General features: G+C 66.2%; 15 protein-coding genes. 2 read left to right on the forward strand and 13 right to left on the reverse strand.

Annotation, left to right across the window (positions count from 1 at the left end; all coding sequences use genetic code 11):
* Positions 1 to 248 precede the first annotated feature (248 nt).
* Together AC1PLS_RS07070 and AC1PLS_RS07075 are read right to left on the reverse strand one after the other, a co-directional pair.
* Entirely contained in the window at positions 249 to 1,556 is a 1,308-nt protein-coding gene (locus AC1PLS_RS07070; RefSeq protein WP_065050133.1) for a polyhydroxyalkanoate depolymerase, read from the reverse strand.
* 488 nt (positions 1,557 to 2,044) lie between these two features.
* Positions 2,045 to 2,647 carry a methyltransferase gene (locus AC1PLS_RS07075; RefSeq protein WP_039530076.1) on the reverse strand — a complete coding sequence of 201 codons (603 nt, stop codon included), beginning with the start codon at positions 2,645 to 2,647 and terminating at the stop codon, positions 2,045 to 2,047.
* Positions 2,648 to 2,721: 74 nt separating this feature from the next.
* On the opposite strand from AC1PLS_RS07075, the gene AC1PLS_RS07080 reads away from it, so the two are divergent.
* Positions 2,722 to 3,168 (forward strand): CopD family protein, encoded by a 447-nt coding sequence (locus AC1PLS_RS07080; protein ID WP_016902407.1) that lies wholly within the window; start codon positions 2,722 to 2,724, stop codon positions 3,166 to 3,168.
* Between the two features lie 288 nt (positions 3,169 to 3,456).
* Here the strand turns inward: AC1PLS_RS07080 and AC1PLS_RS07085 are convergent, their stop codons facing one another.
* From AC1PLS_RS07085 to lpxD, 8 genes are all read right to left on the reverse strand, one after another.
* Entirely contained in the window at positions 3,457 to 4,212 is a 756-nt protein-coding gene (locus AC1PLS_RS07085; protein WP_167762836.1) for a tetratricopeptide repeat protein, read from the reverse strand.
* Between the two features lie 85 nt (positions 4,213 to 4,297).
* Positions 4,298 to 5,257, reverse strand: a complete 960-nt coding sequence (locus AC1PLS_RS07090) for an acetyl-CoA carboxylase carboxyltransferase subunit alpha (RefSeq protein ID WP_016902405.1) — start codon at positions 5,255 to 5,257, stop codon at positions 4,298 to 4,300.
* A 180-nt stretch (positions 5,258 to 5,437) separates the two neighbouring features.
* Complete coding sequence (gene dnaE / locus AC1PLS_RS07095; protein ID WP_065031798.1) at positions 5,438 to 9,025, reverse strand: DNA polymerase III subunit alpha; 3,588 nt, start codon at positions 9,023 to 9,025, stop codon at positions 5,438 to 5,440.
* Between the two features lie 289 nt (positions 9,026 to 9,314).
* Positions 9,315 to 10,037 (reverse strand): ribonuclease HII, encoded by a 723-nt coding sequence (locus tag AC1PLS_RS07100; RefSeq protein ID WP_065031797.1) that lies wholly within the window; start codon positions 10,035 to 10,037, stop codon positions 9,315 to 9,317.
* A complete protein-coding gene (lpxB, locus tag AC1PLS_RS07105; protein WP_065031796.1) occupies positions 10,034 to 11,305 on the reverse strand; it encodes a lipid-A-disaccharide synthase in 1,272 nt (423 codons plus the stop codon). The genes AC1PLS_RS07100 and lpxB overlap by 4 nt, the downstream gene beginning before the upstream one ends.
* A gap of 29 nt (positions 11,306 to 11,334) precedes the next feature.
* Entirely contained in the window at positions 11,335 to 12,126 is a 792-nt protein-coding gene (gene lpxA / locus AC1PLS_RS07110; protein ID WP_054591616.1) for an acyl-ACP--UDP-N-acetylglucosamine O-acyltransferase, read from the reverse strand.
* A gap of 21 nt (positions 12,127 to 12,147) precedes the next feature.
* Entirely contained in the window at positions 12,148 to 12,609 is a 462-nt protein-coding gene (gene fabZ, locus AC1PLS_RS07115; RefSeq protein WP_016902400.1) for a 3-hydroxyacyl-ACP dehydratase FabZ, read from the reverse strand.
* Positions 12,606 to 13,619: a UDP-3-O-(3-hydroxymyristoyl)glucosamine N-acyltransferase gene (gene lpxD, locus AC1PLS_RS07120; protein ID WP_046342162.1), complete on the reverse strand. Its 1,014-nt coding sequence runs from the start codon at positions 13,617 to 13,619 to the stop codon at positions 12,606 to 12,608. The genes fabZ and lpxD overlap by 4 nt, the downstream gene beginning before the upstream one ends.
* A 128-nt stretch (positions 13,620 to 13,747) precedes the next feature.
* Here lpxD and AC1PLS_RS07125 point away from each other — a divergent pair, with 128 nt between their 5' ends.
* Complete coding sequence (locus tag AC1PLS_RS07125; protein ID WP_046342163.1) at positions 13,748 to 13,942, forward strand: hypothetical protein; 195 nt, start codon at positions 13,748 to 13,750, stop codon at positions 13,940 to 13,942.
* A 71-nt stretch (positions 13,943 to 14,013) separates the two neighbouring features.
* Here AC1PLS_RS07125 and bamA read toward each other — a convergent pair whose 3' ends face one another.
* The 3 genes from bamA to AC1PLS_RS07140 all read right to left on the reverse strand — a co-directional run bounded on the left by bamA (position 14,014) and on the right by AC1PLS_RS07140 (position 19,027).
* Complete coding sequence (gene bamA, locus AC1PLS_RS07130) at positions 14,014 to 16,380, reverse strand: outer membrane protein assembly factor BamA (protein ID WP_481104304.1); 2,367 nt, start codon at positions 16,378 to 16,380, stop codon at positions 14,014 to 14,016.
* An 83-nt stretch (positions 16,381 to 16,463) separates the two neighbouring features.
* Positions 16,464 to 17,810, reverse strand: a complete 1,347-nt coding sequence (gene rseP, locus AC1PLS_RS07135; RefSeq protein WP_481104305.1) for an RIP metalloprotease RseP — start codon at positions 17,808 to 17,810, stop codon at positions 16,464 to 16,466.
* A 26-nt stretch (positions 17,811 to 17,836) separates the two neighbouring features.
* Positions 17,837 to 19,027 (reverse strand): 1-deoxy-D-xylulose-5-phosphate reductoisomerase, encoded by a 1,191-nt coding sequence (locus tag AC1PLS_RS07140; RefSeq protein WP_184434021.1) that lies wholly within the window; start codon positions 19,025 to 19,027, stop codon positions 17,837 to 17,839.
* Positions 19,028 to 19,029: the final 2 nt, after the last annotated feature.

The following is a 19,029-nucleotide window of genomic DNA, read 5'->3' on the forward strand; positions in this document are numbered from 1 at the left end:
TACGTCCGTGTAGGCTCTTACGCGGCATCCGTGCCGCGTAAGGTCCCGCGACGGTGAGCAGGCAAGGACCATCGAAGATGGTCGGTGTGTGTGGTGGCAAGCAGTTTCAATAAAGCGACCGGCAAACTGTCTTGTGCGGGCGCCACGCACCTTGCCACGCAGTGCGCTGTCTTTACGCGAACCAAAAATCCGCGCATAAAAAAACGCCCCTTGATCGGTCTCGATCAAGGGGCGTTTTTGTCGGCCGATCAGGCGCGCTTGCCGCGCTTGCGGATCGGGGTGACGGTGGCGGGGTCGCGGCTGCCGACCGGGTCGGCATCGTAGCGAGCGATGAATTCGCGCACCTGCGGATACACCACTTCGCGCCAGCGACGGCCGCTGAAGATGCCGTAGTGACCGGCACCTTCCACCACCAGATGACGACGATGCGCCGCGTCGATCCCGGTGCACAGATCGTGCACCGCTTCGGTCTGACCAAGGCCGGCGATATCGTCCAGTTCGCCTTCGATGCTGAGCAGTGCGGTATTGCGGATCGCCGACGGCTTGACCAGCTGGCCATCCACTTTCCACTTGCCCTGCGGCAGCAGGAAGTCCTGGAACACCACGCGAATGGTGTCCAGGTAATACTCGGCCGGCATGTCGAGCACGGCGTTGTATTCGTCGTAGAACTGCCGATGCGCCTGCGCGTCCTGCAGGTCGCCCTTGACCAGATCCGTGTAGAAATCCCAATGCGACATCACGTGCCGGTTGGGGTTCATCGACAGGAAGCCGGCATGCTGCAGGAAGCCCGGATACACCTGCCGGCCGTGGCCCGGATACGGGAACGGCACGGTGTGGATCAGGTTGTTCTGGAACCACTCGATGCCATTTTCGGTGGCCAGGTTGTTGACCTGGGTCGGACTGCGGCGCGCATCGATCGGCCCGCCCATCATCACCAGCGAGCGCGGCGTGGGTTCGTCGTTGGAGGCCATCAGCGACACCGCCGCAAGCACCGGCACGGTGGGCTGACACACGCTCACCACATGCAGGCGCTCGGCGCCGATGTGACGGATGAACTCCTGGATGTAGCTGATGTAGTCCTCGAGCCGGAAGGCGCCGGCTTCCAGCGGCACCATGCGCGCATCGACCCAGTCGGTGACATAGACCTTGTGGTTGCGCAGCAGGGTGCGCACGGTGTCGCGCAACAGGGTGGCGTGGTGGCCGGACAAGGGCGCCACCACCAGCACGGCCGGCTGCTGCTTCATCGTGCCGATCAGCTCGACATGGTCGCTGAAACGCTTGAAGCGCAGCAGACGGCAGAAAGGCTTGCTCAGCACCTCGCGTTCGATGATCGGCAACGAATGGCCGTCGACCTCGACATCGTCGAGCGCCCAGGCCGGCTTTTCGTATTCCTTGCCCAGGCGATGGAACAGCTCATTGCTGGCCGCCATGCGTTCGGCGCCCGGGAGCGAGGCCCACAGACTGTCGGGGTCGGAGAACATCTTGGCGTTCGCCTGGGCCTGGTGCACCCAAGGGGCTAGCAGATTGCGGGTCAGCTCGTGCAGTTGATAAAGCATTCCACCCATCCGTGCGGCTCTTTGCTGCCGCGCAGCATACCCCCTTTGGCGCATTTGCACCTTAATGGGGCTGCGGACGGTAGAGGCTGTCATACGACTTATGGCAGGCGTCAGCGGCCTGATTTGCTGCCATTTGGTGTGCCGTTGGTGATAATTCTTTGGATGGCTGCGCGAGCCGAAAGCGCGCGTTCGTCGCAGAACCCTATGGCTGCTGGACGCGTCCTCTTTCCTGCAGGGCAGGGATGGGTGAGGTGCGCGGCAAAGCCCAGTGCACTCAACCCTCATCAGCGCTCGATCTCCACCAGGCTTCGCACGTACCCTCATCCGCCCCTACGGGGCACCCTCTCCCGGCGGGAGAAGGGAATGAAGCCGCTCAGCCTGCGCAGAGGGATGCGTGAACTAAAGCCCCTCTCCTGCGGGAGAGGGGGGGGGTGAGGAGACGCGGCGAAGCCACTCGCCGTGCGTGCCTCAACCGGCCAGCGTCCTGCTCAGCCGCGCTCCAGCGCAGCCGCCTCATCGGCCAACTGCGGCGACAACCAGCAGTGCGAGCCGAGCGCAGCAAACCCCACGCTGGCGAAGCGGCGCCGATACCAGCGCGCCGGCCGCGCCTGAAAACCATCGTGGTCGCCTTCGAAGGCATCCTCTTCGGCGAAGGTCTCCAGAAACGCCACGCCCGCGCACATCTCGGCCAACCCCGGCAGGCCCTGGTTGAACTCGCGCGTGGGCACGTAATGCAGCACGTCCGAGCAGATCAGCAGATCCACCGGCGCGCACGGGCGCAGCCAGGCGAAATCGCCGAAGCGGGCAGGGTGGATCTGCCGGCTGCGTCCGTAACGCTGCACCGCATAGGCGCTGCTGTCGAAGCCCAGATAGCTCAGCTTGGGGCGTAACGCCAGCAATGGCGCGCGCCAGGCCGCCTCGCCGCAGCCGATATCCAGCACGCTGCGGACCGGGCGCTCCAGGTAGTACTCGGCCTGGCTCACCGCCAGTGCGACCTTGCGTCGCAGGCGCGCAGGGTCGGCCAGCCCGGCATCCCGGTACCAGCGGCGGAAATAGTGGGCGTCGTACTGCTTGTCGTCGGGTTCGGACATGGACGTCAGGTGCTTTCGCGTCGGCGGATAGGTGAAAATGCGGGCCATCCTACGCCAGCCAGCGAAGCCAGCACATGACCCTGTACCTGTGGATCAAGACCTTCCATCTGTTGTTCGTCACTGCGTGGATGGCGGCGGTGTTCTACCTGCCACGCATCCTGGTCAATATCGCCGAAGCCGGTGCCGAGCCTGCGGTGCGCACGCGCCTGGTGCTGATGGGGCGCCGCCTCTACAAATTCGGCCACAGCATGCTGGGGCTGGCGCTGCTGCTGGGCGCGGTGCTGTGGCAGGGCTATCGGGTGATTCCGGATTTCCCGACGATGGTGGCCGGAGGCTGGCTGCACGCAAAACTGTTTGCGGTGGCCTTGATCCTGGCGCATTACATCGTGGCCGGGCGCTGGTTGAAGGGCGTGGATCAGGGCCGCAGCCTGCCCAGCGGCCGCGCATTGCGGCTGTTCAATGAAGTGCCGGTGGTGTTGCTGGTCGGGGTGATCTGGCTGGTGCTGGCCAAGCCGTTCTGACACAACACTCGGGCAGTGCCTGCGCTTGCCGGATGCGCCGGTCGTCGCTGGCGTGTTTGCGCAGCACGGCGGTGATGTGGCGCGGATGGTCGAGGGATTTCCGCCAGGGCGCGATTGCGAAACGGCTGCATCGACGATTGCAGCAGGTGATCGATCCGGGCCTTCAGGCTTGACGCCATCCCAGGCTTTCTGGGCATCGCGGCACTCTATCGTTGCGTACCAGTCTTCTGGGAACACGGTGCTCTCACCATCCGTGTTTCACCGCTTGAGTATCGCGTCAGGCGGCGATCACGCCTGGGCGCCGAGCTCGCTCAGCCCCTTGCGCGCCAGGTCGATCCAGGCGCGCTGCTCGCGCTGGTAATGCTTGGGGGAGGCGGCTGCGTGGCGCAGCACCTGCTCGAAGACGGCCCTGGCGTCTTGCGGGCGCGCGGCGCGCAACAACAGCTGCGCATAACGCACGCGTGCTTCTTCGCCCGGATAGCCTTGCGCAAGCGTCTCGTATTCGTGCAGCGCCTCGTCGATGCTGCCGCTGTCTTCGACTGCGCGCGCGTACAGCAGGTGCCCGTCGTGCGAACGGAAATTCGGATTGGCCGTGATCAACGCGTCCAACGTCTTGCGTGTGTCTGCGGCCTGGCCCAGCCCGTATTGGGCCTTGGCCAGGCCCAGCATCAGGTCCGGATCGTCCTGGTAGATGCCGCGCAGCGCGCCCTGATACAGCTCGGCGGCACGCGCGTAGTCACCCTGTTCCAGCAGCGTCTGCGCGAGGCGACGGCGATTCTCGGGAGTGTCGGCCACATCCAGCTGGCGCGATGCGTCGCGTTGTTCGCGTTGCGGATCGATGCGCTGACGCACCTTGCGCAGGCCACGGCGCGCCGTCGGGTCGTTGCGCAGGTCCGGGATCACCGCCACGCACACGTAGACCAGGACCGCCAGCAACGAAAACGCCAGCAGGATGAAGATCCAGTACAGCGGGCGGCCGCTGCGCACCACGTGTACGCAGCAGGCGGCCTGCAATACCAGCGACAGCAGAAGTAGCGGGCTCATATCCGAACAGGTCCTTCCATGGTGGGCAATCGTCTTGCTGGCTGGCAATGCTGCGTGCAGCACCATCGCCCCGGCAGACCTCCGATCAGTTGCCTTCGTAGGCGCCGTAGCTGCGCAGGCGCTCGTAACGACGCTGCAGCAGGCCCTCGACCGGCAGCTTTTCCAGCGCTTCCAGCTCGTTGAGCAGCACCGCCTTGAGGCGCTTGCCCATCTGCTCGGGATTGCGATGCGCGCCGCCGGTGGGTTCGCGGATCACCTTGTCGACCAGGCCCAGGCCTTTCAGGCGCTTGGCGGTCAAGCCGAGCTGCTCGGCCGCGTCCTTGGCCTTGGCCGCGTCCTTCCACAGGATCGAGGCGCAGCCTTCGGGCGAAATCACCGAATAGGTGCCGTATTCCAGCATCAAGGTGCGGTCGCCCACGCCGATCGCCAGCGCGCCGCCGGAGCCGCCTTCGCCGATCACGGTGCAGATCACCGGGATCTTCAGTTCGGCCATCTCCAGCAGGTTGCGCGCGATCGCTTCGGACTGGCCGCGCTCTTCGGCGCCGATGCCCGGGTAGGCGCCCGGGGTGTCGATGAAGGTCAGCAGCGGCAGGCGGAAACGCTCGGCCAGCTTCATCAGGCGCAGCGCCTTGCGGTAGCCCTCCGGGCGCGGCATGCCGAAATTGCGGGCGACCTTGCTCTTGGTGTCGCGGCCCTTCTGATGGCCGATGATCACCACCGCGCGGCCATCGATACGGCCCAGGCCACCGACGATCGCCTTGTCGTCGGCATAGGCGCGGTCGCCGGCCAGTTCCTGGAATTCGTCGCAGATGGTGTTGATGTAGTCCAGCGTGTACGGGCGCTGCGGATGGCGCGCCAGCTGCGAGACCTGCCAGGCCGACAGGTCGCGGAAGATCTGTGCGGTACGCACGCGCAGCTTGTCGCGCAGCGCACGCACCTCGGTGTCCACGTTGACTGCAGGACCGGTGCTGGCCTTGCGCAGTTCCTGGATCTTTGCTTCCAGATCGGCGATGGGTTGCTCGAAGTCGAGGTAGTTAGGATTCATGCAGTGGTGTCGTCGACGTAAGGCGGGGAGTGTAGCTGAAGCGCTGCCTTCGACCCGTACGGGGCCGTTCGGATGCACGGCAGGGATTCGGGAGTGGGGATTCGGGATTGGCAACAGCGGCGCTGCTGCGTCCGGGCTGCTGTTGCCAACCCCGAATCCCGAATGTCCAATCCCCGCCCCTCAAGCCCACGGAGGGCTGTACTTGATCTTCAAGGTCCGCACCGCGGGGTCGGCGCGCAGGTTGTCCATCAGCTGCTGGTCGATCCGCACCGAGTGGCTGCCGTTGAGGTCGAGCATGCCGGCCACGCCGCCGGTCGGGGCGCGCAGCAGCAGGTCCAGGCGCAGGGGGGTCTTGCCGGGGCGGTGCTTGGCCAGCAGCGCGTCGATGCGCTTCCAGGCCTGTTTCTCGCGCAGGTCCAGGCGCAGCGACAGGCGCTGCGCGTGGTCGGCGCAGATCTGCTCGTAGTCCCAGCATTGGCGGATGCGCAGGCTGTAGCCGCCGTTGAATTCGTCCTCGCGCAGGCCGCCCTTGACGATCAGGATGCGGTCGCGGGTGAGCAGATGCCCGAACTCGGCCATCGCATCGGAGAACGCGCTGCATTCGACCCGGCCACGGCCGTCTTCGAGCTGCACGAATACCTGGCTGTCGCCCTTGCGCCGCACGCCGATCACCTGGCCGGCCAGGATCGCGCTGACTTCCGGGCGCCAGGCGCGCTTTTCGCCATCGCCACCGCCGCCACCGCCGCGTTGTTGCGAGGCGAGGATCTTCTCCAGCGCGCCCAGGTCGCAGCCGACCAGCTCGCGCACTTCGTCGCGGTGCGGGTCGAACGGGTGACCGCTGAGATAGAAGCCCAGCGTTTCGCGCTCGCCGGTGAGCAACTGGCCCAGCGGCCATTCCTTGCTTTCGGGCAGGTCCAGACGCAGCGCCGGCGCGCTCGGGTCCGGCCCGCCGAACAGCGAGTTCTGGCCCGAGGCGCGTTCGCGCGCCAGCTGCTCGGTGGCCTTGACCACTTCCGGCAGCTGCAGCATCAGCGAGGCGCGGTTCTTGCCCAGCCCGTCCATCGCGCCGGCGTTGATCATCGCTTCCAGCGTGCGCCGGTTGAGCTTGGCGGTGCCCACGCGCGTGCAGAAATCCAGCAAGGTGGTGTAGGGGCCGCCGCGCTGGCGTTCTTCGACGATCGCCTCGCAGGCGCCCTGGCCGACACCCTTGATCGCGCCCAGGCCGTACTGGATGGTGTCCGGGCTGGCGGCCTCGAACATGTAGGCCGACTCGTTGACGCGCGGTGGCTTGACGGTCAGGCCAAGATTGCGCACCTCGTCGAGAAAGCCCACCACCTTGTCGGTGTTGTCCATGTCCGAGGACAGCGTCGCGGCCATGAATTCGGCCGGGTAATGCCGTTTCAGCCAGGCGGTCTGGTAGCTGACCAGCGCGTAGGCGGCGGCGTGCGACTTGTTGAAGCCGTAGCCGGCGAACTTCTCCATCAGGTCGAAGATTTCGTCGGCCTTGGCCGCGCTCACTCCGCCCTTGGCCGCGCCTTCGCGGAAGATCTCGCGGTGCTTGGCCATTTCGGCCGGCACCTTCTTGCCCATCGCGCGGCGCAGCAGGTCGGCGCCGCCCAGCGAATAATCGCCGACGATCTGCGCCATCTGCATCACCTGCTCCTGGTACACCATGATGCCGTAGGTGTCCTTGAGGATGACTTCGGTGCGCGGATCCGGGTAGACGATCTCCTGCTGGCCGTGCTTGCGCGCGTTGAAGTCCGGGATCAGGTCCATCGGGCCGGGGCGGTACAGCGACACCAGCGCGATCAGGTCTTCGAAACGGTCCGGGCGCGCGTCCTTGAGCAGGCGGCGCATGCCCGAGGATTCGAACTGGAACACCGCGCCGGTATTGCCCGAGGCGAATACGCCCTTGTAGGTGGGGGCATCGTCGAGCGGAATGGCGCTGATGTCGACCGGGTCGATGCCGGCGCGTGCGTGGCGCACGTTGATCGCCTTGACCGCCCAGTCGATGATGGTCAGCGTGCGCAGGCCGAGGAAGTCGAACTTGACCAGGCCGACCGCTTCGACGTCGTCCTTGTCGAACTGGGTGACCTGGTTCTTGCCGCGTCCGTCCTGGTCGTGTTCGGCGAACAGCGGGCAGAACTCGGAGAGCGGCTCGGGCGCGATCACCACGCCGCCGGCGTGCTTGCCGGCGTTGCGGGTGAGGTCCTCGAGCTGACGGGCCAGATCCATCAGGTCGCGTACGTCGTCTTCGACCTGGTAGCGCTGGATCAGGTCCGGCGAGGCCATCTCCGAGTCCTTGCCTTCGCCCATCGCATCCTTGAGGGTGATGCCCAGGATGTTGGGGATCAGCTTGGCGACGCTGTCGACCAGACCGTAGCTGAAGCCGAGCACGCGTCCGGCGTCGCGCACCACCGCCTTGGCCGCCATGGTGCCGTAGGTGATGATCTGGCTGACCCGGTCGCGGCCGTACTTGCGCGCCACGTAGTCGATCACCTCGTCGCGGCGATCCATGCAGAAGTCGATGTCGAAGTCGGGCATCGACACGCGTTCCGGGTTGAGGAAGCGCTCGAACAGCAGGTTGTACGGCAGCGGATCCAGATCGGTGATCTGCAGCGCCCAGGCCACCAGCGAGCCGGCACCGGAACCGCGGCCCGGGCCGATCGGAATGCCCTGGTTCTTGCCCCACTGGATGAAGTCGGCCACGATCAGGAAGTAGCCGGGGAAGCCCATCTTGATGATGGTGTCCAGCTCGAATTCCAGCCGGTCGACATAGTCCTGGCGGGTCTTGCCGGGCGCGATCGGGTTCTTTTCCAGGCGTGCGGCCAGGCCCGCGCGCGACTGGCTGCGGATCCAGCTGTCCAGCGTCTCGTCTTCCGGCACCGGGTAGGCGGGCAGGAAGTAGGTGCCCAGGCGCATCTCGATGTTGCAGCGCTGTGCCAGCGCCAGCGTGTTGTCGATCGCGTCGGGCACGTCGGCGAACAGCGCGGCCATTTCGTCGCCGGACTTCAGGTATTGCTGGTCGCTGTACTCGCGCGGACGTTTGGGATCGTCGAGCACGCGGCCGGAGGAAATGCACACCCGCGCCTCGTGGGCATTGAAGTCGCTGGCGTACAGGAAGCGCACATCGTTGCTAGCCACCACCGGCAGGCCGCGCACACCGGCCGCATGCAGCGCGAACTGGTTGAAGCGTTCCTCGCCTTCGCGCCCGGTGCGGGTCAGTTCCAGGTGCAGGCCATCGCCGAACACGCGCTGCCAGTCGGCCAGTTGCTGCTCGGCCAGGTCGGCGCGGCCCTCGCCGAACAGGCGCCCGGCCAGGCTGTCGCGCCCGGCCAGGGCGAACAGGTTGGCGTGGCCGCTCTGCAGCCACTCCGGGTGGATCGCCACGCCGCCTTCGGGGCGGTGGCCTTCCATCCAGGCGCGGGTCAGCAGGCGCGACAGGCTCAGGTAGCCTTCGCGGTCCCGGCACAGCAGGGTCATGCGCCAGGGCGTCATGTCCGGGGTGGCGATCATCACGTCGGCGCCGGCGATCGGCTTGATGCCCACGCCTTCAGCGGCCTTGTAGAACTTGACCAGCGCGAACAGGTTGTTGAGGTCGGTGACTGCCAGCGCGGGCATGTCGAGTTCGACCGCGCGGCTCAGCAGGTTGGCCTGCTTGGCCTTTTTCGGGTCAGCCTGATCCGGTTTCTCGGGCACACGGATGGTGGAATCCGCCAGCGAGAACTCGGTGTGGACGTGCAGATGGACGAAGCGGGAAGTGGACATGCGAGACCGGAATAATGCGTGGTCAGGGTAGCGAGCGTGGTCGGGTCGAACAAGGCTTGACAGCGCCGGCGCAGGGCCGCGGCCAGCTGCCACGGGGGCTGGGCGGTGCGGCCGATTCAGGCTTTGGCTAGCTGCGCGCAGCGCGACGGTGGCGATTGCGCGGATCGGCAGGCGTGCGGGGCTGCGTGTGCGGGACGCGACGCTCCAGGCCATGGCCGCAGCGGCGGCATGCGCGCCAAGCGATGGGAGGACGCCATTACCGTTCCAGGTTCACCTGGAGGGCGGTCGGTCAGTCGGCCAGCAGCAGGTCATCGGCCGGGGCCGCGCAGGGCACGTCCCACGGCGACTGCGTCGCCTCGATGCCCAACGCACGCCGCACCGGGGCGAAGCTGCGGCGGTGCTGCGGGCAGGGTCCGTGGCTGCGCAGCGCGGCCAGATGCACTGGCGTGGCGTAGCCCTTGTGCTGGTCGAAGCGGTATTCCGGATGCTGGGCGTGCAGGGCGTGCATCAGGCGGTCGCGGGTGACCTTGGCCACGATCGAGGCGGCCATGATGGCGCGATCGAGCGCATCGCCGCCGATCAATGCCTCGGCCGGGCAGGGCAGGCCCTTGGGCACCCGGTTGCCGTCGATGCGCGCAAACCCGGCCACATGCGCCACGCCCTCCACCGCACGCCGCATGCCCAGCATGGTCGCCTGGTAGATGTTGATGCGGTCGATCTCCTCGCTGTCGATCAGCACCACCGACCACGCCAGCGCCCGATCGACGATGCGCGCATACAACTGCTCGCGCCGCTGCGCGCTCAGCTGCTTGGAATCGTCCAGCCCGTTGATGCGCGGCTTGCTCGGGTCGAACACCACCGCCGCCACCGCCACCGGCCCGGCAAGCGGGCCGCGGCCCGCTTCGTCGACACCGGCGATCAAACGCCGGGATTCGGCATTCGGGATTTGGGATTGGCCGAACAAGGGCGACTGGCGCGCCTCGGCTTGAGCGCCCGCAGCGATGATCTTCACGCTTTTGCTCCTGCCGAATCCCCAATCCCCACTCCCGAATCCCGGCCCTCCAGCAGCCCAGCCACCGCATCGGCTGCGCGTGCCGATGCGTCGCGGCGCAGTTCGGCGTGCAGGGCGAGATAGCGCGGTTGCAGGGCGGCGACCTTTTCCGGGTGCTTGAACCAGTCCAGCAGGGCCACGCACAGCCGTTCCGGGGTGCAGTCGTCCTGCATCAGCTCGGGGGCGAGATCGTCGTTGGCCAGGATGTTGGGTAGCGCGTAGCGGTTGACCTTGAGCAGGCCCAGCGTCTTGACGATGCGGTAGGTGAGCGGGGCGACCTTGTAGCCGACCACCATCGGGCGCTTGACCAGCATCGCCTCCAGCGTGGCGGTGCCCGACGCCAGCAGCACCACGTCGGCGGCCAGCATCGCGGTGCGCGCCTGGCCATCGAGCAGGTGCGAACGCAGCACCGGCAGCGACGACCGCGACAACTGTTCGGCCAGCAGCTGCTTGCAGCCGGGGTTGGCCGCGGGCACCAGCACGTGCAGGTTGGGCAGGTGCTCGGACACCAGCCAGGCCGCCTGGAAGAAGGTATCGCCGAGCTTGCTGATTTCACCATGCCGGCTGCCGGGCAACACCGCCAGCACCGTGCTGGAAGCGGACAGGCCCAGCTTGGCGCGTGCGGCTGCGCGATCGGCCTGGTAGGCGATGTCGTCGGCCATCGGGTGGCCGACAAAGCGCGCATCGATGCCGTGCCTGGCATAGATCGGCGGTTCCATCGGAAACAGGCACAGCACCAGGTCGGCGCTGGCGCCGATCTTTTCCGCACGCTTCTCGCGCCAGGCCCAGACCGACGGGCTGACGTAATGCACGGTGCGCACGCCGCGCTGCTTGAGCCAGCGCTCGACCGACAGATTGAAATCGGGTGCGTCGATGCCGATGAACACGTCCGGCTTCCACGCCAGCACCCGCTCGCGGAAGGCGCGGCGCAGCTTCAACAGCCGCGGCAGATGCTGCAGCACTTCGGTCAGCCCCATCACCGCCAGTTCGCTGGCATCGAACCAGGTCTGGCAGCCGGCACCACGCATCGCATCGCCACCGATGCCGACGAATTCAGCACCCGGATAGCGGCGCCGCAGCTGTTCGATCAGGCCCGCACCCAGGATGTCGCCGGAGGCTTCGCCGGCGATCAGCGCAATGCGTGGAGAGCGGAGATTGGGGATTGGGGATTGGGGATTGGCCAGCGCGTCGTGCACGACTTCGCCCGGTGTGGTGTGGACGCTTTGCATCCCCAATCCCGAATCCCGAATCCCGGCCGTCATCGCAACAACGGCCTTTCCGCCGCCTCGATGAACTCGAGTAGTCCGCGCACGTCTTCGCTGCTCTTGGCCTGTTCGGCCAGTTGCAGTTTGGCTTCGGCCAGCGGCAGGCCGGCGACGTATAGCGTGCGGTAGGCGCGCTTGATCGCAGTGATGCGCTCGGCATCGAAGCCGCGCCGCTTGAGCCCTTCGCTGTTGATGCCGCGCGGGCGGCCCAGCGATTCGCTGCCGACCATGGTGAACGGCGGCACGTCGCCGTTGGTCAGCGCGCCCATGCCCAGGAAGGCGTGCGCGCCGATCCGGCAGAACTGATGCGCGCCGGCAAAGCCGCTGATGATCACGTAGTCGCCCACGGTGACGTGGCCGGCCAGCGTGGTGTTGTTGGAGAACACGCAGTGGTTGCCGACATGGCAGTCGTGCGCCACGTGGGTGTAGGCCAGCATCCAGTTGTCGTTGCCAACCACGGTGATGCCACCGCCGCCACCAGTGCCGCGATTGATGGTGACGAATTCGCGGATCACGTTGCCGTCGCCGATCACCAGTTCGGTGCGCTCGCCGGCGTACTTCTTGTCCTGCGGTTCGCCGCCGATCGCGGCGTGGCCGATGAAACGGTTGTTGCGGCCGATCCGGGTCGGGCCGTGGATCGAGCAATGCGGCCCCACCTCAGTGCCCGCATCGATCTGCACATCGGCGCCGATCAGCGAAAACGCGCCCACGCGCACATCGCTGGCCAGTTGCGCCGACGGATCGATGACGGCGGTGGGATGAATCAAGGGTGCTTGATCACGCATCGTGTCTCACCTCCAAAACGGTTATTCCTTGGCGCCGGCGCACATGACTTCGGCACTGGCCACGACTTCGCCGTTGACCTTGGCCTCGCCGTAATAGCATCCCATGTTGCGGATCAGGCGCTTCATCTGCACTTCCAGCATCAGCACGTCGCCCGGCACCACCTGCTTGTTGAAGCGGGCGTTGTCGACCTTGACCATGTAGAACAGCTTGGACAGCGCGTCGCGCCCCAGGCCGAGCTGGGTCATCACGCCACCGGCCTGCGCCAGTGCCTCGATGATCAGCACGCCGGGCATCACCGGGCGGGTGGGGAAATGGCCCTGAAAAAATGGCTCGTTGATGCTGACGTTCTTCTGCCCGACGATGCGCTTGGCATCCAGGTCGAGCTCGATGACCCGGTCGATCAGCAGGAACGGGTAGCGGTGCGGGATCAGCGTCTGGATCTGGTTGACGTCGATCGGCAGCTCGTAAGTGGGGTGACTCATTCTTTCTCCTTGCCCACAGCCAGGATGCGCCTTGCCAGCACATCGAGTTGTTTGAAGCGCGCGGCATTCTTGCGCCACGTGCGATTGTCGGTGAGAGGGGTGCCGGACGAATACTCGCCCGGCTCATGGATGGAATTGCGCACTACCGACTTGCCGGTGATCACCACCTTGTCGCAGATCTCCAGATGCCCGACCACGCCGACATGCCCGCCGAGCAGGCAGTAACGACCGATCTTGGCGCTGCCGGCGATCCCGGTACAGCCGGCGATGGCGCTATGCGCGCCGATGTGGCAGTTGTGCGCGATCTGCACCAGGTTATCCACGCGCACGTCTTCTTCCAGCACGGTGTCTTCCAGTGCACCGCGGTCGATGCAGGTGTTGGCGCCGATCTCGCAGTCGTCGCCGATCACCACGCCGCCCAGTTGCGGGACCTTGATCCAGTGCCCGGCATCCATCGCCAGGCCGAAGCCGTCGGCGCCGATCACCGCACCGGGATGGATACGCACGCGCTTGCCCAGGCGCACCCGGGTGACCAGGGTGACGCGGGCGAGCAGCTCGCTGCCGTCCTCGACCACGCAGTCTTCGCCGATGATGCTGCCGGTGCCGATCACGCAGCCATCGCCCACGCGGCTGCGCGCACCGATGCTGACGAACGGGCCGACGTGGGCGTTCGGCGAAACCTGTGCGCTGGGATCGATCACCGCGGAAGGGTGGATCCCCGGTTCGCGCACCGGCGCCACGTCGAACAAGGCCGCGATCTTGGCAAAGGCGGTATAGGGATCCTTGGCGACCAGCGCGGTGCCGCGTGCATCCGCCGCATCGTCGGCGCGCAGGACCACCACGGCCGCCTGGCTCTGGCCCAGTTGCGGCCGGTAGCGCGGATTGGACAAAAAGCTCAGTTGCCCGGCGCCGGCATGCGCCAGGGTGGCGACGCCACTGACTTCGACGGCGCCATCGCCAACGACGGTCAACCCAAATTGTTCGGCAATTGCACTGGCGGTCAAGCGCATCGGGGTGAACCTCTTGTAAATGTGGGAGCGCCGCTTTAACGGGGAAAAAACACCATTAAACAGTTCCCAACAAAGCCTGCGTATCTAGGGTCCTGTCGCAATCAAGCGGCGAATCCAGGAGCAAGCATATGAAAACCGTTCTTTCCATCCTTGGTGGTCTGGTCATGATGGGCGCGGTCGCGAGTGCATCGGCCCAATCCTTCGATATCGAGCAGGGCAAGGCGATCGGTGAGCAGCAGCTGCAGTGTCTCAGCCTGCCTGCCGGCGACATCGCCAGCTGCCTGTCCAACACCGTGTCCACCTGGTTCGACAGCTGGTTCTGACCGGCCGACACTCCACCTGCGATACACGGGCGGCCCGCACGCGCGGGCCGCCTTTTTGTTGCCGTTGGCTGTTAGAACTGGCCGCCGAAGGTGAACTGCAGACGTTCGATCTCGTCGTTGTCTTCCTTCTTCAGCGGGAACGCGTAGCTGATCGAGATGGGGCCGACCGGTGCGCGCCACAACAGCGCCACGCCGGTGGACGCACGCAGCTCGTTGGCCTTGAAGTTGTCCACGCCGTTGTAGACGTTACCGAAGTCGAAGAACGCCGATACGCGTGCCGACGGGCTGTCGAACAGCTTCGGGAAATACATTTCCACCGAACCGACGGTCTTGAACGAACCACCCAGCGGCTGGCCGCGCGAATAGTTCACCGTCCGTTCCGAACGCGGACCCAGCGTGTTGTCCTCGAAGCCGCGTACCGAATTGGTACCGCCGGCGTAGAAGTTCTCGTAGAACGGCAGGCCGGTGGCGGTGATGGTGCGCGACACGCCATTGGCGTCGGTCACCACGCGCGTGCTGTCATTGCCGTAGCTGTCGCCATAGCCCAGCTCGAAGCGGGTGTTCAACACGATCGCCGGGATGATCGGCCAATAGTTGGAGATCTGGTAGTTGAGCTTGTAGTACTCGACCGTGGAGCCGGGCAGGGTAGTCTCCAGGCCGACGCGCTGGTACATGCCGCGGGTCGGCATGAAGAAGTCGTTGCGGGTGTCGCGTGCCCAACCCAGCTCGGTGCGCCAGGCATGGAAGGTGCGTGTGCCGACCGCATCGATGTAGTCGATGATCGCCTGCGGGGTCTGGCCCTGGAACGTGTTGATCTGGTTGCTGTCGATGCCGACCATCGCCGAGACGGTGTCGTTCTCGGTGATCGGCACGCCGAACACCACCTGCGCCGAGCCATTCTTGCTGTTGTACTGCGCGGTGTTGAAGTCCGAGTAGTCCAGCGAGCGCCACGACAGGTTGTAGCCCAGCGACACGCCGTCGTCGGTAAAGAACGGGTTGGTATAGGAGAACGCGTAGCGCTGCTGGTAGCTACTGCGCGAGGCTTCCACCGCCACCCGGTTGCCGCCGCCGAGGAAGTTGTTCTGCGACAACTGCACCGAGGTGGTCACACCGAAGCTCTGCGAATAACCCAGGCCGAACACGAAGCTGCCGGAGGTGGTTTCCTTGACGTTGTAGACCACGTCGACCTGGTCGTTGCTGCCCGGCACCGCCGGCGTTTCCACGTCCACGCTCTCGAAGTAGCCCAGGCGCTGCAGGCGGATCTTGGAACGGTCGATCGCCGCCTGCGAGTACCAGGTATTTTCGAACTGGCGCATTTCGCGGCGCAACACCTCATCGGAGGTGCGGCTATTGCCCTTGTACAGGATGCGGCGCACGGTCACGCGCGGGCCCGGCACCACCTGCAGGTTCACCGCAACGGTGCGGTCCTCGCGGTTCGGGGTCGGGATCGGGTTGACCTTGGCGAACGCGTAACCGACGTTGCTCAGCGTGTTGGTGATCGCATCGGAGGTGTACTCCAGCAGCGCACGCGAGAAGATGTCGCCGGCCTTGGGGATGACCAGACGCTCGATGTCCGCCTGCGGCAGCACGGTGTCGCCGGTGACCTTGATCTCGGAAATCTTGTACTGCTCGCCCTCGGTGACGCCGGCGCTGACGAACATGTCGCGCTTGTCGGGGCTGATCGACACCTGGGTGGAGTCGATGCTGAAGTCCACGTAGCCGCGGTCCAGGTACCAGGAGTTGAGCTTCTCCAGGTCGCCGGACATCTTTTCCTTGGAGTACTGGTCGTCGCGGCGGTACCACGAGGCCCAGTTGTGCTCCTTGGACTCCCAGTTCTCCAGGATGTCCTCGTTGGCGAACTTCTCGGTGCCGATCAGGTTGACGTGGCGGATCTTGGCCGCCTTGCCTTCCTTGATCGCGATCGCCACATCCACGCGGTTACGGTCCAGCGGGCTCACCGTCGGGGTGATCTCGACGTTGTACTTGCCGCGGTTGTTGTACTGGCGGGTCAGTTCCTGGGTCACGCGGTCCAGGCTCAGGCGATCGAAGGTGCCGCCTTCGGTCAGGCCGATGTCGCCCAGGCCCTTGAGCAGCTCCTCGGACTTGATGTCCTTGTTGCCGGTCACGGTGAGCTTGTTGATCGCCGGACGCTCCTTCACGGTGATCACCAGGATGTTGCCCTGGCGATCCAGCTGCACGTCCTCGAAGAAGCCGGTGCGGTACAGCGCACGGATCGAGTCGGCGACCTTGGCATCGTCCACGGTGTCGCCGCGGTTCACCGGCAGATAGGTGAACACGGTGCCGGAGGCGATGCGCTGCAGGCCGTCGACGCGGATGTCGCTGGCAACGAACGGCTCTGCGGCCAGGGCAACGACTGGCAGGCTGAGGCCGGCGGCAAGAGCGAGGGCAAGCAGGCGGCGAGTGGGAAGACGCGTCATGTCACATCCGGTTGGAGTCGATTTCGGGTGTTGCTGGATGCCGACGTATGACGACGACAACAGGCGGAAAGAGTGGAGCAGCTTCATCGTGGAACCAGGCCGAGGATGTCGTTGTAGAACGCCAGTCCCATCAGCCCGGCCAGGACCGCCAGGCCGACATATTGCCCGGCAATCATGGCCCGTTCGCTGATCGGGCTGCCCTTGACCAACTCGATAAGGTAATACAGCAGATGCCCACCGTCCAAGATCGGGATCGGCATCAGGTTGATGATCGCCAGGCTGAGCGACAGCAATCCGAGGAAATACAGGAACCAGTCGAGCCCGCGTTCGGCCGAGGCGTTGGCCGCGCGCGAGATCGTGACCGGTCCGGAGATGTTCTTGACCGAGGCCTGGCCGGTCAGCATGCGCTTCATCATGCCCAGCGAATCGGCGGTCATCCGGCCGGTTTCACGGATCGCCGCCGGCACCGCGGCGAACACGCCGTACTGCTGGCGGCTGTCGTAGGCCGGCGCCTGCGCCGCCGCAAATCCCACGCCCAGCAGCCACTGGCCCTGCGGCGACCGGCGCGGGGCGATTTCCAGCGCCAGCCGGTCTTCGCCGCGCGCGACCTCGATCATGCCGGTACCGCCCTGCGCGCCCAGTGCCTGCAGCTGGGCCGGAATCTCGTCGGCCGAGCGGATCGGCTGGCCGTCGATGGCCACGATGCGGTCGCCCGGCTGCAGCAGCCCCTGCGCCGCGGAGCCGGCGACCACCTGGCCCACCACCGGCGGCTGCAGCATGAACTGCCAGCCGATGCCGGCCAGCGAGGCCACGCGGCGCTCGTCAAAGCCGGCCGGCAGCTGCGACAGCCGCAGCGTGTGCTCGCGGTTGCCGGCGCCGTCGGTGGCGGTCAGCACGCGGATATCGCGCTTGTCCATCGCCGCGGTGGTGAGCTGCATGCTGGCATCGCTCCAGCTGCTGACATCGCGCCCATCGATGCGCACGATGCGCTCGCCCGGGGTCAGGCCGGCTTCGGCGGCCAGGCCATCGGCACGGCCGACGGTGGCCGAGTAATCCTGTTTGCCGACCACGAACATCGCCCACAGCATCGCCATGCACAGCAGCAGGTTGGCGATCGGGCCGGCCGCCACGATGGCGATGCGCTGCCATACCGTCTTGCGGTTGAAGGCCTGGTCCTGCTCGGCCGGATGCACGTCGCCTTCGCGCTCGTCGAGCATCCTGACATAGCCGCCCAGCGGGATGGCCGCCACCACGAACTCGGTGCCGTGACGGTCGCGCCGCATCCACAGGGGTTTGCCGAAGCCCACCGAAAAGCGCAGCACCTTGACGCCGCAGCGGCGCGCGACCCAGAAGTGGCCGAATTCGTGGAAGGTCACCAACACGCCCAGGCTGACGATCATCCACCAGACCGAACCGATGAAATCACCCATGGATGCAACTCGTCTGCGTAAATCGATCAGGCATGAAGGCGGTGATGGGCGAGGGCGCGTTCGGTGATCTGCCGCGCTTGCGCATCGGCAGAAAGCAGGGTGTCGAGGGAGTCGGCATTGTGCCGTGGGAGCGTTGTCAGTGTGTGTTCGACCAACGCGGGAATCGCTAGGAAACCCACCTGGCCCTGAAGAAACGCTGAAACAGCCACTTCATTGGCCGCGTTCAGGATCGCAGGCGCGGTTCCACCGGCCTCCAGCGCCTCCCAGGCCAGGCGCAGGCACGGAAATGCGGCGGTGTCCGGCGCCTCGAAATCCAGCCGCCCCTGGGTCAGCAGGTCCAGCCCGGCAACCCCGGACTCGACCCGCTCCGGCCACGCCAGGCCGACCGCCAGCGTGGTGCGCATGTCCGGCAGGCCCAGCTGGGCCAGGGTGGAACCGTCGACGAATTCCACCAGCGAGTGCACCAGGCTCTGCGGGTGCACCAGCACATCGATCTGCGCACCGGGCAGGCCGAACAGGTGATGCGCTTCGATCACTTCCAGGCCCTTGTTCATCAGCGTCGCCGAATCCACCGAGATCTTCGGCCCCATCGACCATTTGGGATGGGCGACCGCCTGCGCGGGGGTGACAGCGCTCAGCACGGCGCGGTCCCAGCCGCGGAACGGCCCGCCGGACGCGGTCAGGATCACCCGGCGCACGCCGCGACTGGCGTCGCAGGACCGCAGACACTGGAAGATCGCGCTGTGTTCGCTGTCGATCGGGATGATCTCGGCGCCGGCCGCCGCCGCGGTGCGGGTCAGCAGCTCGCCGGCCAGTACCAGCGATTCCTTGTTGGCCAGCAGCAGGCGCTTGCCGGCGCGGGCCGCGGCAAGCGTGGAGGGCAGGCCGGCCGCTCCCACGATCGCCGCGACCACGGTGTCGCAGGCATCGCTGGCAGCCAGCGCGTCCAGGGCGTCGGAGCCGGCGTGCGCCTGGGTGGCCAATCCGGCCGCGCGCAGACCGTCGCGCAGTGCCGGATACAGGGATGGGTCGGCGATCACCGCGTGCGCAGGGCGATGGGTGACGCAGAGCGCCAGCAGCTCGTCGACCTTGCTGCCGGCCGACAGCACGCTGGCGCGCAGCCGCTGCGGATGACGGGCGATCACATCCAGTGCCGACGCACCGATCGAGCCGGTAGCGCCGAACACGGCGACCTGACGGAGAGGGGAGCCAGCCATGC

The organism is Xanthomonas sp. NCPPB 3218 (assembly GCF_056725185.1).